Origin of the sequence: Dietzia timorensis, from assembly GCF_001659785.1 — a bacterium.
In the GTDB taxonomy this organism is placed as follows: domain Bacteria; phylum Actinomycetota; class Actinomycetes; order Mycobacteriales; family Mycobacteriaceae; genus Dietzia; species Dietzia timorensis.
On the sequence record NZ_CP015961.1, the window covers coordinates 3,302,832 to 3,317,697 of the forward strand.

The 14,866-nt window shown below is 64.7% G+C and carries 11 protein-coding genes and 1 pseudogene; 8 read left to right on the plus strand and 4 right to left on the minus strand.

Annotated features, from left to right (window positions below):
- The first annotated feature begins 24 nt into the window (after positions 1-24).
- Positions 25-975, plus strand: coding sequence for a hypothetical protein (locus tag BJL86_RS15225; protein ID WP_156515399.1), 951 nt, complete (start codon positions 25-27; stop codon positions 973-975).
- On the opposite strand, the gene BJL86_RS15230 is transcribed toward BJL86_RS15225, so the two are convergent.
- A complete protein-coding gene (locus BJL86_RS15230) occupies positions 976-3,255 on the minus strand; it encodes an ATP-binding cassette domain-containing protein (RefSeq protein WP_067476696.1) in 2,280 nt (759 codons plus the stop codon). It abuts the gene before it with no gap.
- Between the two features lie 168 nt (positions 3,256-3,423).
- Between BJL86_RS15230 and BJL86_RS15235 the strand changes: the two genes are divergently transcribed.
- Complete coding sequence (locus BJL86_RS15235) at positions 3,424-4,269, plus strand: aldo/keto reductase (protein ID WP_067476699.1); 846 nt, start codon at positions 3,424-3,426, stop codon at positions 4,267-4,269.
- Positions 4,270-4,480: 211 nt separating this feature from the next.
- On the opposite strand, the gene BJL86_RS15240 is transcribed toward BJL86_RS15235, so the two are convergent.
- A protein-coding gene (locus BJL86_RS15240; RefSeq protein ID WP_156515443.1) for an IS3 family transposase occupies positions 4,481-5,769 on the minus strand; the annotation gives its coding sequence in 2 pieces (ribosomal slippage) (positions 4,481-5,496 and positions 5,496-5,769; 1,290 coding nt in all).
- Positions 5,770-6,579: 810 nt separating this feature from the next.
- Here BJL86_RS15240 and BJL86_RS15250 point away from each other — a divergent pair.
- Positions 6,580-7,815, plus strand: coding sequence for an esterase/lipase family protein (locus BJL86_RS15250; protein WP_156515488.1), 1,236 nt, complete (start codon positions 6,580-6,582; stop codon positions 7,813-7,815).
- A gap of 278 nt (positions 7,816-8,093) precedes the next feature.
- Here the strand turns inward: BJL86_RS15250 and BJL86_RS17865 are convergent.
- Positions 8,094-8,411 (minus strand): annotated as a pseudogene (locus BJL86_RS17865) (transposase); the annotation flags it as partial.
- A 375-nt stretch (positions 8,412-8,786) separates the two neighbouring features.
- Between BJL86_RS17865 and BJL86_RS15260 the strand changes: the two are divergent.
- The 5 genes from BJL86_RS15260 to BJL86_RS15280 all read left to right on the plus strand — a co-directional run bounded on the left by BJL86_RS15260 (position 8,787) and on the right by BJL86_RS15280 (position 13,984).
- Entirely contained in the window at positions 8,787-9,182 is a 396-nt protein-coding gene (locus BJL86_RS15260; RefSeq protein WP_067478731.1) for a GntR family transcriptional regulator, read from the plus strand.
- Between the two features lie 66 nt (positions 9,183-9,248).
- Positions 9,249-10,247: an IS481 family transposase gene (locus BJL86_RS15265; RefSeq protein ID WP_083657683.1), complete on the plus strand. Its 999-nt coding sequence runs from the start codon at positions 9,249-9,251 to the stop codon at positions 10,245-10,247.
- A gap of 63 nt (positions 10,248-10,310) precedes the next feature.
- Entirely contained in the window at positions 10,311-11,285 is a 975-nt protein-coding gene (locus tag BJL86_RS15270) for a DUF1648 domain-containing protein (RefSeq protein WP_067478623.1), read from the plus strand.
- 9 nt (positions 11,286-11,294) lie between these two features.
- A complete protein-coding gene (locus tag BJL86_RS15275; protein WP_067478626.1) occupies positions 11,295-12,395 on the plus strand; it encodes an NAD(P)H-dependent amine dehydrogenase family protein in 1,101 nt (366 codons plus the stop codon).
- A 65-nt stretch (positions 12,396-12,460) separates the two neighbouring features.
- The gene (locus BJL86_RS15280) at positions 12,461-13,984 is read left to right on the plus strand and encodes a fatty acyl-CoA synthetase (protein ID WP_067478629.1); all 1,524 of its coding nucleotides are present in this window, start codon (positions 12,461-12,463) and stop codon (positions 13,982-13,984) included.
- Positions 13,985-14,008: 24 nt separating this feature from the next.
- On the opposite strand, the gene BJL86_RS15285 is transcribed toward BJL86_RS15280, so the two are convergent.
- Positions 14,009-14,845: a crotonase/enoyl-CoA hydratase family protein gene (locus tag BJL86_RS15285; RefSeq protein ID WP_082908758.1), complete on the minus strand. Its 837-nt coding sequence runs from the start codon at positions 14,843-14,845 to the stop codon at positions 14,009-14,011.
- Between the last annotated feature and the right edge of the window lie 21 nt (positions 14,846-14,866).

Genomic DNA, 14,866 nt, shown 5'->3' on the forward strand with positions numbered 1-14,866 from the left:
GAAAAAGGGTATGAGTGGACGACGATGACGCCAGCCGAGAACTCGCCCGACGATGCCCCTTCCGGCGACGAGAGCAAGGGCGACGCCCTACGCGGCCGATTTCAGGTATCCCCCGAGCCCGTCGAGTATTCCGGTTCGGTTGCCGGCCACGAGGTTCTCGTCGAGATTCGGCACAGCGTCGTCGACACGACCCTCGCCCGCATGTGGGTCGACGGCTCCCCCGCTCTACAAAAGTCGGAGGATGACGCCGCGCGGAAGAAAGCCCGTAAGCGTCTCGCTGCTCTCGACAAGAAGGAAGCGAAAGAGGGCGAGCTGAGCGAGCACGACTGCGCCGCTCGCCGTCTCGACGAGGACAGCGCCGACCATCCGTGGCACGCGGTATTCGATGCCAAATACTTCTCGTTCGACACCTCCGACGCGGAAGCGGACGACGGCGACGAAGAAAGCGTCGAAGAGGACCGGGACAAGGACGGCAAGACCTTGCGGATCAAGGTCAAATTGCGTTCGCTGGGAAAGACTGCCGAGGTGACGACGGCGATGACTGCTAAGCCTCAGTTCCTTGTGCCGGCCGCCGGTTCGGACTCGGCGCGGCGCGATGCCAAACAGCTGGCGAATCCGCAGAAGTTCGCGCTTCGATCGGCCGCGATCAAGGCCATCGCCATTGTTCTCGGTATCGGCGCAGCATGGGTCGGCGGGCGCATCATTTCGTGGCTCGTCCGTCAGCTGTCTCCACTGATTCCCGAAATCTCGTTGCCCAGCATCAACATCCCCACGCCGGACATTTCCCTGCCAAGCATTTCCCTGCCGAGCATCGATCTGCCGGCACTGCCCTCGTGGTTGGGCGCCGTGGAACCGTTCATCCAGCCGGTCGGGCTCATCCTCATCGCCGGCGTCGTGGCGTGGTCCTTCGCGAAGAGGAAACAGAAGGCCCTGCAGGAACGAGAGGACGATAAGGACGCAGCGCCCGGCGAGTAGTTACCCGCCGACCGCCTCGCGAAGGTGGGTCCCGGTGATGGTGTCGGCGGTGACGAGGTGTGCAGGTGTGCCCTCGAAGACGACCTTCCCTCCGCGCGAGCCGGCGCCCGGGCCGACGTCGATAATCCAGTCGGCAGCCGCCATGACCGCCATGTTGTGTTCGATGGCAACGACCGTGCGACCTGCATCGACGAGTCCGTGCATCATGTCGACGAGCCGGTGGGTGTCGGCGAGGTGCAGTCCGGTGGTCGGCTCATCGAGGACGACGACGGGCTCGGCGTCTGTGAGGCGGGTGGCGAGCTTGAGGCGCTGGCGTTCGCCGCCGGACAGCGTATTGAGCGGTTGGCCGAGCTTGATGTAACCGAGACCCACGTCGTTCATTCTGCCGACGATCTTGCCCGCCTCGCCCGTGGTGAACAGTTCGGCGGCGGCCTCGAACGACGTGTTCAGCACATCGTCGATCGACCGGCCCTTGAACGTGTACTCGAGAACCTCGGGAAGGAAGCGGCGACCTTCGCACTGTTCGCAGCGCGTGGATACCCCGGCCTGCATCGCCAGGTCCGTATAGACGACGCCCAACCCGCCGCAACCCGGGCAGGCGCCCTCGGAGTTGAAGCTGAACAGCGCAGGCTTAACCCCGTTGGCGCGCGCGAACTGCTGGCGCACCTTGTCCATCAGTCCCGTGTAGGTCGATGGAGTGGAGCGACGGGACCCACGGATCGGCGCCTGGTCGACGACCAGCGCGTCCGCGTGTGAGTCGAGCCCGCCGTGGACGAGCGAGGACTTCCCGGAGCCGGCGACTCCGGTGATCACGGTGAGCGTGCCAAGCGGGATCCGCAGGGACTCGGAGCGGACATTGTTCTTGGTGATCCCGTCGACGACGAGTTCGCCGGAAGGCGTGCGCGGAGCCTCGGCCAACTCGAGACCCGCGTCGAGAGAACGAGACGTGATGGTGTCCGCGTCGTGAAGCCCGGCGACGTCACCGCGGTAACAGACCTCTCCACCGGACTCGCCCGAGCCGGGGCCGAGGTCGATAACGAGGTCCGCGCGGCGAATGACCTCAGGTTTGTGCTCGACGACGAGGACGGTGTTGCCCTTGTCGCGAATATCGGTGAGCAGGTCGATCATCCGGGCTATGTCGTGCGGGTGCAGCCCGATCGTCGGCTCGTCGAAAACATACGTGACGTCGGTGAGCGCACTTCCGAGGTGCTTGACCATCTTCACCCGCTGCGCCTCGCCTCCGGACAGCGTGCCCGCAGCACGAGACAGGCTCAGGTACCCGAGTCCGACGTTGACCATGGACGACAGCATGTCCTTGAGGGCACGTGCCGTGGGGGCCACAGACGGGTCGTCGATCTCGCCGACCCAATCGAGCAACTCATCGATCTGCATATCGGTCAGTTCGCCGATCGTCTTTCCCCGCACCGTCGCAGTTCTGGGCGCCTCGGCGAGCCTGGTGCCGCCACATTCCACACAGGCCTCCCGTGTGGACACCCTGTCAACGAACTCGAGGATGTGTTTTTGCTTGGGTGGGGTGTCCCGGTCGAGGTAAAGCTGCCGCAGTTTCTTCTCCACGCCGAGATAGGTTTGGTTCGAGCTTCCGCGCTTCTCTTTGACCGGCCCGCCGTGGAGGAACCACTCCCACTCGGCCTCGTCGTAGTCTTTCAACTTCTTGTTCACGTCGAGCTTCGGAGTCGCCTCGTAGGCCGTCCAGTGCCAGTCCCCGACGTTGAAGCCGGGCGCCGAAATGGCGCCCTCGGCAAGGGATTTCTCCGTGTCCAGGTACACCGAGCGGTCGAGCACACTCACAGAGCCAACGCCCTCGCACGCCGGGCACATGCCCTCGGGGGTGTTGAACGAAAACACGTAACTCGCACCCACGTGTGGTTCGCTGAGCCGCGAGAACAACAGCCGAAGGTACGAATTCGCATCGGTCGCGGTGCCGACCGTCGACCGCACGTTGGCGCCCATGCGCTCTTGGTCGACGACGATCGCCGCCGTCAGATTCTCCAGATGGTCCACTTCCGGGCGCGGAAGGGAGGGCATGAATCCCTGGATAAAGGTGGAATAGGTCTCGTCGATCAACCGACGCGATTCCGCAGCGATCGTCCCGAACACCAGCGAGGACTTGCCCGAGCCGGAAAGTCCGGTGAACACCGAAAGCGCCTTCTTGGGGATGTCTACATCGATGCCCTTGAGGTTGTTGACGCGCGCCCCGCGGACGCGGATTTCATCATGTTCGTGCTTTGCGGATTGGTCGGCGGAATGGTCGTTGGCCATGGAAATCACAGTACTGGAGCGCTCTGTCATTTCCGCTGCGTGCGCCAGCGCCTCCGCCTCCCGAGATACTCAGCGGATTCTTGGCACAAACCCTGTCGACTGTTCGTTCCTACACTTGGAGGCCACGACAGTTAGCGCCGGAAAATTACCTACAGAGGAGACGCCCACATGAACGCGATACAGATTCCGAAAGTGACGTCGCACGACGGGCTCACCCTGCCCACGATCGGCTTCGGCACCTACAAGCTCAAGGGCAACGCCGGTGCCGATGCCATCGCGCGCGCCATCGGCAACGGGTATTCGCTGCTCGATTCGGCCTTTAATTACGAGAACGAGGGAACCATCGGGCAGGGGATCCGCGCGGCGGGCCGCGAACGCTCGGGGATCACCGTGACCTCGAAGTTGCCCGGCCGCCACCACGATTACGAAGAAGCGCTCGCCACGATCGAGGAGAGCGTCTTCCGCACCGGTCTCGGCCACATCGACCTGTACCTCATCCACTGGCCGAACCCGAAGGTCGACAAATACGTCGAGGCATGGAAGGCGCTCATCGCCGCGAAGGAGCGCGGCATCATCCGCGCGATCGGTGTGAGCAACTTCCTTCCCGAGCACATCGACCGCCTCGAGAGCGAGACCGGCGTTCTACCCGCGGTCAACCAGATCGAGCTTCACCCCTACTTCCCGCAGGTCGAGGCCGTCGACTTTCACCGCAGCCGCGGGATCATCACGCAGGCATGGAGCCCGATCGGCCGTGGCAACGAGGTGCTCACCGAGCCCGTAGTGGCCGAGCTCGCCGCCAAGTACGGGGTTGACGCCGCCGGCATCGTGCTCGCCTGGCATGTTGCCCGCCGCGTCGTCGCGCTTCCCAAGGCAGGTTCCGACGAGCACCAGATCTCCAACCTCAACGCGGCCACCATCGCGTTGAAGAACGACGAGGTCGACGCGATTACCGCGCTCGGTAAGCCCGACGGCCGCAACAAGGGCCAAGATCCCGCGACGTACGAGGAGTTCTAGGCAGCTCTCGCACCGCGCGAGCCCCTTTTCCTCTCGACAGTCTCTCCCCGGGCCGTTTCACCGCGCGCGGCAGGAAACACACCTGCCAGCCGCGGTGAATCGGCCCGGAGCGTGTTTTCCGACCCCACATCGACCGCCGAGCCGCCTTCCTCCTCGGCCTAGCTCAATGTCCATGTGCGCGCCAGGCTGAATCGGCCCGGGTTTTCAGCCGCTACTTTGTGGGTGCGGGCTCTCGGGTGAGGGCCTCGTAGTGGAGCGCCTCGGACTCTACCGGGGTAAGCATCCCCAGCGAGCCGTGGAGGCGGCGGTTGTTGTACCAGTCGACCCAGCCGGCGGTCGCGAACTCGACGTCTGCGAGAGTCCGGAACGGCCCTGAGTGGAATATGGTGGTGCGGATACACTCGGTCTTATAGAGACCGTTGATCGTCTCCATGAGCGCGTTATCGTAGGCGTCGCCGACGGTGCCGATTGACGGGGAGATGCCTTCGAGGGCGAGGTGCTCGGTCAGTCGAATCGCGGTGTACTGGGATCCTGCGTCGCTGTGATGGATCAAATCGCCAGGTGACACAGGGTTTCCCTCTCGATCTCGTTGCCAGAGCGCGATCCTCAGCGGAGTCATGACCAGGTCGACCTTCTTGCACGTGCTGGCGTGCCAGCCCACGATCCGCTGGGCAAACACGTCCACGACGAACGCGACATAGACGAATCCTGCCCAGGTGCGCACGTAAGTGAAGTCGGTGACCCACACACGGTTCGGCGCAGGGGCAGTGAAGTCGCGATTGAGCAGGTCAGCTGCCCGTTTCCCATTCGGGTCGGGGATCGTCGTGCGGAGCTTCTTGACGCGTCGCACGCCCTCGAGTCCGAGGGTGCGCATCGCCCGGTCCACCGCGCCCCGTGACGTGCCGGCCAGACCTTCCTGGCGGCGGAGCAGGGCGACCCACTTCCGCCGCCCGTACAAGCCCTCCGGTGTCATCTGGACCCGCCCGGTGACGGGGTTGATCCTCCAGGCGAAGGTGCGGATCTTGTCCTCGACCTGGGCGTCTGTGACGGTTCGGGCAGCAATGTGGCCTGGCCGCTTCCAGGATCGGTAGGTGCGTGCAGCAATCCTCAGGCCTTGCTGGCGCAAGACACGGAGGATCGACTCGACTGCGAAACCTTCGGCTCTCATCTCGTCGATGAACGCGCAGATCAGCGGCCTCGGGGGCCTGGCTCCCCCGCGAAGAAAATCGAGGCCCGTCGCAAGATCTCGTTATCCTCGCGCAACCGTCGGTTCTCTGACTTGAGGCGTTTGACCTCGGCAGACTCCTCGCTGGTGATACCGGGCCGGGCCCCATCGTCGACCTCGGCCTGCGCCAGCCAGCGTCTCACCGACTCGCGCGAGACCCCTTCCTGCCGGGCCACCGCAGTGACTGCAGCGGTCACAGTGGGGTACTCCTGCTGGTGCTCCCTGACGAGCCGCACACACCTCGCGCGCAGCTGGGGATCGATACTCTTCGGCATGCTGTCCATCCTTCCGGACTCAAACAGCAGCGGCATCAAACCTGGACCGGTTCAGGGTGCACAATTAGACAAACCCCTTTAACGAAACTTGAAGGCCACCGCACCAACGGTCCGCATAACCGTTGGGCGGTCGCGAAATTGGAGTCTTGACCGCCACCATAAGACCGTGAGCTTCCTTCCCCGGCCGTAAAGTTTTAGGCCCTTACCTCAGAGCCTGGGTTAGCTTGAGTCTCCAGCCTCGATCCCTAACCTTCCCAGACGCACCTATCCCCAACAACCTCCGACGGCCCGATCGCCGTCGCCGCGGTGAGCAAGTGGGGCGCAAAAGGCCATCGGCACCAGGGACGTGAGCGGGGCGCTGACCTCGGTCCCGCTCGCGTCCCGACCCGACATCGTCCACGTCGTCGACGAGATCCCGCTGACCAACTGGTACCGGCCGGACGCCACCGAGCTCGCCGCCCGGGGCCTACCCAAGGCCGGACCCCGGACCCCGGACCTGGGTCCGCGATCCGGGGTCGGGCGCGTACTCGCGACTGACCAAGGCGGTCCGGGAGAGGTTGTAGCTGCCAGCTGGTCAGGACGCACTGCTCCTCGGCCGCGGGATCGATCTTCTTCGGCTTGCCGCCGTCCTCCGGGACTCGAACCGAAAGATGGCGGAGAACCTGAGGCAGTAATCGGTCCGAAAGGCCGCCCGTCACAGCCCATTGTCTGTACTGTGAGAAACATCACAGTGATTCGCATTTCGCTCTTCACGTCAACAGTGTTCAGGTCCGGGAAGTGCAGGGATGCGTGTACGAATCGGAGGGCGTCGTGTCAGAGATCCAACCCACAACACAAATCATCGACCGCGAGCCCGGTCTCGGGGTAGCGATGGGGCTCCTCGCCCGCCGCTGCGGGAGCGCTCTGATGGCGGCGCTCCTGGCGTTCGGAATGGCGCAGCCTGCGGTCGCTGCCGCCCAACAGGGTGATCCCGGGTCGGCGGGATCGCTCGACGTGGCGGGCTCGTTACGAGCTCCCGACTGGGACTCGGTGCCGGCCGGCCCGCGCGAAGACGACTTCGGCACCGCCTTCCGTCGCTCACTGCTCAATCCGGCGATGCTTCCGGACGGGGTCAACGACTGGGACTGCACCCCGAGCCCCGAGCACCCCAACCCGGTCGTGCTTGTCCACGGGACGTGGAGCAACGCCTACACCATGTGGTCGGCGCTGGCGCCCGAGCTTGTCGAGGAGGGCTACTGCGTCTACGCCCTCAACTACGGCGATGAGAACCAGTCCCTCGTCGGACTCGTGCCGGGGCTATACGCATCCCGCGGGTTGGTCGAGTCCTCGACCGAGGTGGCGGCCTTCGTCGAACGGGTCCTCGACGAGACGGGGGCGTCGAAGGTCGACATGGTCGGGCACTCGCAGGGCGGCACCCAGCTCCAGCTGTACATCCAGCGCCACGGCGGCGACCAGACGGTCGAGCGCATGGTGGGAGTCAACCCCAACACACATGGCACCTCGTTGCTAGGGATCGGCACTCTCGGATGGACGCTCGACGATGCCGGGTCGTTGGGCATCGGCTCGGTTCTAGGGTCGGCCAACGTGTCGGACCCAGGTCTGATGGCCACGGTCGGCCTGGTCATCGGTCCCGCCGGGGTTCAACAGGCCATCGGCTCCCCGGTGATCGAGGAGATGATCGACGCCGGTGATACCCGGCCAGGATTGGATTACACGATCATCACCTCGCGGTATGACGAGGTGGTGACGCCGTACCCCGGCCAGTTCCTCGTTGCGGGCCCGGGTGCCACGGTCCGGAACATCCTGTTGCAGGACGGATGCACCGAGGACCGGTCCGACCACCTGTCCGCCACCTACTCGCTGCGGGGCAAGGAACTCATCAAGCAAGGGCTGGATCCGGCGAGACGCGGGCAGCCCGTGCCCTGCGAGGTCGTGGTGCCCGGTGGCGGACAGGGCTGGCCGGGCGCCCCGGTCGGATCGGTCTCCCCCTCGTTGGCGGCGGTGGGTGGATCGGCCGCGTCGGTCACCGATGGGGAGGGGTCATGAGAAAAGCCAGCGGCGGATCACGCGACTCGTCCGGATCCCTCCGTGGTGCTCCCATGAACTGATGGCTGTCTGCGATCACCGCGTCGGGGCGGGTGCGGGGTCGGCCCTTGCCGCGGCGTGGGACGTGGATGTCGGCCAGGACTTCGGCCGGCATCGCGCCGTCGTTTCGTTGTCCACCGGTGATCACGTTCGCCAGAGGCCGGCCGCGCCCGTCGACGGCACTGTGGATCTTGGTGGTCAGCTCTCCTCGCGAGCGACCGATGTCATGACCTGCGGGTTCACAGTCCCGGAAGGGCCGGTTCTTGCGATTCGACCCTGCCCCCTGTGTCCTGCTCAGGGCGCTTTGCATTTCTGCCGTGCTGGTGAGCGCGGCAGATGGTGGCGTCGACCGAGACGTTCCAGTCGATCTTTCCAGCTGCGTCAGCATCGGCCAGGATCACGTGCAGGATGCGATCCCAGGTGCCGTCCCGGGCGTAGCGGGCGTGACGCTTCCACACGGTCTGCCACGCACCGAAATCCTCCCGGGGCAGGTCCCGCCAGGGAATACCGGCGCGGTAGCGGTAGATGATCCCCTCGACGACCTTAGCCTTTCCATACGGCCACGGTCTCGCGGGTCACCGCTCAGCCATGGGAGACACGCCCTAGCTGATGGCGCTCTCTCGAAACTCGTCAAGATGTTCGACAGGACTTACTTGCAAAAACTCTCGAATCGTCAAGTCCAGACCAGCACGGATGGACGATCTTGACAACTTAACTTGACGGGTTAACTTGCACCTTGAACACAAAGACACGTCTTCCCGCTGGTAAAACGTGTATTCAGCTTTTGTTTGATCGATATCGAATCTTGACAACTTGACAGATTGTCAGTCTGGACTGCATCTCGACACTCAATACTCACGGGACCAACCCTTGCACCAATTGTTCTAGTTAAGCTATAACTATTAATGTAATTACTTCTTGGGGAGGCGCACATGAGGTACTCGATAGACGAAGCCTCCTCCGTGCCGATTTATGAGCAACTGGTCAGACAGATCACCACGGCGATTGTCGACGGGACACTTCCGGCGCGAACCAAGATGCCGCCCGCGAAGGAACTCGCCGCGTCACTGGATATCAACGTGCACACGGTGCTGCACGCGTATCAAGACCTTCGGGATGCCGGGCTCGTCGAGCTTCGCCGCGGACGCGGAACCATCGTTTCCGCGCAGCACGAGGACTTCTCTACCCAAGCACGCAGCATTCACGCGGCTGTCGGTGAAGCGCTCGCCGCCGGCCTGCCACCCGCAGCTATCCGCGCCGCCGTCGACCATGCGCTAGTTGTGATGTCCGGGGAGGTTGTACCGCTGCTCGGTGGTGAGTCGGGGTGACAAGGGAAGACCTCCGGTAGTGGAGTGGAGCTGTCTAGTTCACCGCTTCAGGTCCCGGAGGTCTTCATGTCCCACGCTAACGCTGTCTTGACGCCACGCACACGATTGCGGCTGGCGAAGTTGGTCGTCGAGGACCATTGGACGTATTCAGCGGTGGCGAAAATGTTTATGGTCGCGCCGCGCACAGCGAAGAAGTGGGCTGATAGATACCGGGCCGAAGGCGCCTCGGGAATGGCCGATCGCAGCTCGCGTCCTCGCCGTAGCCCGGGCAAGACACCGCAGTCGGTCGTGCGTCGGATCGTGGCGTTGCGCTGGCGCAAGCGGCTCGGACCGGTCCAGATCGCTGGCCGGCTCGGCGTGCCTGCCTCGACCGTACATGCGGTGCTGGCGCGATGCCGGATCAACCGACTCACCTACATCGACCGGGTCACTGGGGAGCCGCTGCGCCGTTACGAGCACCCCTATCCGGGCTCGATGATCCACGTCGACGTCACCAAGTTCGGCAACATCCCCGACGGCGGCGGACACAAGTTCGTCGGTCGCAAGCAGGGCCAGCAGAATTCGCTAGCAACAGCGCATCGAACGGGCGAGCGTGGGAAGGATTACCGCCCCCGAATCGGCACCGCCTACGTCCACACGGTCATCGATGACCACTCCCGGGTCGCCTACGCCGAGATCTGCTCTGATGAGAAGGCCGAGACCGCGATCGGGGTCCTGCGCCGAGCGAGTGCATGGTTCGCCGAACGAGGCGTTGTGGTCGAACGAGTTCTCTCCGACAACGGCTCGTGTTACCGCGCCCATACCTGGCGAGATGCATGTGCTGACCTAGGTATCAAGCACAAGCGAACACGTCCCTACCGGCCACAGACCAACGGCAAGATCGAACGTTTCCACCGCACCTTGTCCGACGGCTGGGCCTACGCCCAGTTCTACGCGTCAACCGCACAACGCAACGCAGCCCTGCCCGAGTGGATGCACTTCTACAATCATCACCGAGCACACTCCGCTATAGGAGGCCAACCCCCAGTCACCCGACTGACCAACCTCCCTGGACATCACAGCTAGATCAAGGCGTGCCCCGAGCCGCAGAACGCCAGACATCACAGGAAGGCTGAGTCGATGTCCGCTATGAGCAAGTACCCACCGCGCCTAAGGGGCCCGCTCCGCATTCACGTCGCGCTGTCGGTATGCCTCGTCCCGTTCCTCCTCTCACTCTCATGCTTCGCCATCGCGCAGTCGTGGTACAACCAGCTGCCGGACTCGGTGGCAATTCACTTCGGTACCGGAGGCGAGCCGGATGACTGGATGGGAAAGAACGCCAACTACGCCTTCGATGCCATCTTTATGTTCGGTTTCAACGCTCTCAACCTCGGTCTCTCGTACTTCGGGCTGATGCGAGGACGGTCAGGGCAGGTTACCGGCGCCCTCTTGGCAGGCGCGGTCGGACTGGTGTCACCGTTGCTGCTCGCCACCCTCTATTTCCAGCTCGATGGAGCTGAGGCACATCTCGGCGGCAACGCCTTCCTCTTCGGACTCGCCGGCGCCATCGTCTGCGCCGGCGTGACGGCGCTGACTTTCCCCACCCACGCAACGGAGCCCGAGAAGCCCAGCCACTCGGATCCTCGGCGCGCCCCGCGCGAGTCCCTACGTTCGGGCGAGAAAGCCGCATACTTCGGTGGTCAGAGTGGAAACCCGGCACTGCTCGGTTCGGTTGCCGCACTCATTCTCGGCTCGACAATTCTCGTGGCGTTCGTCGATTGGTGGGCGGTAGCGATCACGCTCGTCGCCGGCATCATCGCGATCCCGCTCATCGCATACCTCCGGGTTCGTATCGATCAGACCGCAGTGACGTGGGCGTTCGGATTCGGACTTCCCCGGGGGTCGATCGCGTTGAGCGATATCGAATCCGTCGAGGTGATCGACATCAATCCGATGGACTTCGGCGGCTGGGGGTACCGACTCCGTGCAGGCACCACAGGGTTGATCGTCCGAGGCGGACCCGGCATCCGCCTCAATCGCACGAGCGGCCGGTCCGTCGTGATCAGTCTCGCGGAGCCGAACGAAGCGGCGGAAACGGTCCGGCAGCTGCTCGCGCGAACCTAGTATCGGGGAATGTCGATTCGCGTAGCACAGTGGGCCACCGGAGCCGTGGGCACTCTGTCCCTCGGACTCATCCTCGATCGCCCCGAACTCGAACTCGTCGGAGTGTTCGTATCCGATCCGGCCAAAGAGGGAAAGGACGCGGCCGAGCTCGCCGGACGCAGCAACGCCACCGGAATTCTCGCGACGAGCGACCGCGATGCTCTGCTTCGGGGAAGACCCGATGTGGTGATCAATGCCGCGGACGCCGACACCCGCATGGAGGAGGCCGTCGACGACCTCGAATGGCTTTTGCGCGCGGGCGTCGACGTCATCGCGTCCGGCCCCGTGGTCCTGCAGTACCCCTGGGGATCGGCATCCCCGGAATGGATCGAACGGCTCGAGGCGGCCTCGTCCGCCGGGCAGTCCACACTTCACATCACAGGCATCGACCCGGGCTTCGCCAACGACATTCTGCCTCTAACTCTCACGTCGATCGCTTCGCGCATCGACGAGATCCGGGCCTTCGAGATCTCGGACTATTCGACGTATGACAATGCAGCCATGGTCGAGGGATTCTTCGGGTTCGGCACGCCGATGGACCGCGATCCCGTGATTGCGCTGCCGGGGGTCTTGGCCAGCGGTTGGGGCGGAACAGTTCGCCAGCTTGCCGCGGCGCTCGACGTCATACTTGATGAGCAGTTGACCGAGCACGTGGAGCGACTGCCGGCGCCCAGCGATATCGACACGGTGTGCACCCACATCGCTGCGGGCACGCAGGCGGCGCTGCGTTTTGAGGTCATCGGCACCGTGGACGGGGAGCCGCGCATCGCGCTCGAGCACGTGCTCCGCGCGCGAACCGACCTCGACGCAGACCTCGCTCCCGAGTGGGCGGCGCCGCTCGACGGCGGTCCCGCCTCGTTCCGCGTGGAGATCTCCGGCGAGCCAAATCTTCGGCTCGAGCTCACACACATGTCGTCCGACGGCGACCACGGCGCCTCGGGCATGCTCACCACGGCCGCACGGCTGGCGAACTGCGTCGAGGCCGTACATGCGGCGCCGCCGGGAATCGTGAGCGCGAAGGACCTCCCGCTCGTCACCGGCCGAGGGCTGGTTTCCCCACGCCAATCCTGAATTGCGGTTAGTAATAACTAACCGTCCGTAGCGACCTCGGCGTTATTGTGATTAGGATCACTCCTATGTCGAATCTCGCTCGCGCCAACAGTGTCGACGCCCTCATCCGCAGGGCCGCCGCGCGCACCCCGAACGCCGTCGCCCTGCACTTTTCGGGCCGCTCGCATACCTACGCCGAACTAGACGCCGCGATCTCCCGCGCCGCCGGGCGGCTGCTCTCACTCGGCCTCGAACCCGGCGACCGGATCGCCGCCTACGGCACGAACTCCGACGCCTATGCGATCGCGTTCTTCGCCGCCTCGCGCGCCGGTCTCGTCCACGTCCCGGTCAACTTCGCGCTGCAAGGCGAGGAGCTGTCCTACATCCTCGCCGACTCCGGAGCCACTGCCCTTCTGGTTGACGCCGCGCTCCGCCCCCACTTCGACGCCGTCGCCTCCGACACCTCTATTCAGCACGTCCTCGACTTCCGCGAGGGACCCGACTCCCTCCTCGCGCAGGCCTCCGCCGGAGAGATCCCGGAGCTGGCCCCGCCGGCGGGCGGGGACGACCTCGTCCAGCTGATGTACACCTCGGGGACGACGAGCAAGCCCAAGGGCACGATGATCAGCCACAGCGGGCAGATCTACCACTACCTCGCCTGCCTGCAGGCGCTCGATTACGCCGCGGACGACAGGCCACTGGTGTGCATGCCGCTTTATCACACTGCCGCGATGCACGCGTTCCTCGTGCCTTACCTCGCGATCGGCGCGGAGGTCTTCCTGCACGAGCGCCCGGACATTCCGGTACTCCTCGAGGCGATCGAGCGCGATTCGATCGGTTCGATGTTCCTCGCCCCGACTGTGTGGGTGCCACTGTCGCACCACCCCGACCTCGACTTGCGCGACATCTCCTCGCTGAAGAAGGCGCAGTACGGAGCGTCGATCATGCCGACGCCGGTCTTGCAGCGCCTGCGCGCGAAATATCCGGAGCTCGGCTTCTACAACGCATTCGGCCAGACCGAAATCGGGCCGGTGGCAACGGTGCTTCGCCCGGAGGAACACGACGAGCGCCCGGCCAGCGCCGGCCGCCCCGTGATGTTCGTGGAGGCGCGGGTCATCGACGCCGAAGGCAACGACGTCGCGCCCGGAGAGCAGGGCGAGATCGTCTACCGTTCCCCGCAGCTATGCCTGGGGTACTGGAACAAACCGGAGGCGACCGAGGAGGCGTTCGAGGGCGGATGGTTCCATTCCGGTGATCTGGTCGTCCGCGACGAACAGGGTTACGTGACCGTCGTCGATCGCATCAAGGACGTCATCAACACCGGCGGGGTGCTCGTCGCCTCTAGGGAGGTAGAGGAGGCGATCTATGGACACGAGTCCGTCGCCGAGGTCGCCGTCGTCGGAATGCCGCACGAGCGGTGGATCGAGCAGGTCACAGCGTTCGTCGTCGTCAAGGATGGTGCTGCCGAGCCGACCGAGGACGAGATCGTCGAATTCGCCGCGCAGAGCATAGCCTCGTTCAAGGTGCCGAAGCAGGTGATCTTTGTGCCGCAGCTGCCGCGCAATCAGAGCGGGAAGCTACTCAAACGCGTTCTGCGCGACGAGCACTGAGCCTGCCGATCGGCCCGGACTCTCCTACTCCCCCGTGAACTCGGGAGTCTCCTTACGGGCGAACGCCCGCGGCCCGATCTTCGCGTCGTCGGAAGCGAAGACCGCCGCGCCTTGCTCGGCGTCGAACCGGAATGCCTCCTCCTCGTGCATCCCTTCCGTGGCGCGCACGGTCCGCATGATCGCCTGCACGGCGAGCGGACCGTTCGCGGCGATACGCTCGGCGACCTCGAGCGCCGCGTCGAGTGCGGTGCCGTCGTCGACGACGCGACCGATGAGCCCGTACTCGAGAGCCTCGTCCGCCGAAATCGAGCGCGCGGTGAGCAGCAGGTCCATCGCGACCGTATAGGGAATCTGCCGGGGCAGGCGCACCGCCGAGCCCGCGAGCGGGTACAACCCCCACTTGGCCTCGGCCACCCCGAAGCGCGCGGAGCGTCCGGCGATGCGAATGTCTGTGCCCTGGAGAATCTCGGTGCCCCCGGCGATCGCGGGCCCCTCGACCGCGGCGATGAGCGGCTTACTCAGCCGCCTCCCCTTGAGCAGCGCCGGCAACCGAGTGAGGTCCCAGCCCCCTTCGGCGAATTTATCGCCCGGCGCCTTCTCGTTCATCGATTTGAGGTCGGCGCCCGCGCAGAAATATCCGCCCGCGCCGGTGAGGATGCACGCGCGGATGTCGGGATCGGCATCCACTTCGTCCCACGCCGCCTCCATCCCGCGCAGCATCGCGCCGGACAACGCGTTCCGGGATTCGGGACGATTCATCGTGACCACGAGGACGTGGCCGCGCTTCTCGGTGACGAGTTGCTGCTCGTCGGGCGTCTTTTCCGGCACCGTGTACCTCCTGCAAGGCCATGTGAAAGTGATGAGCATCACTCAATCCGCTGC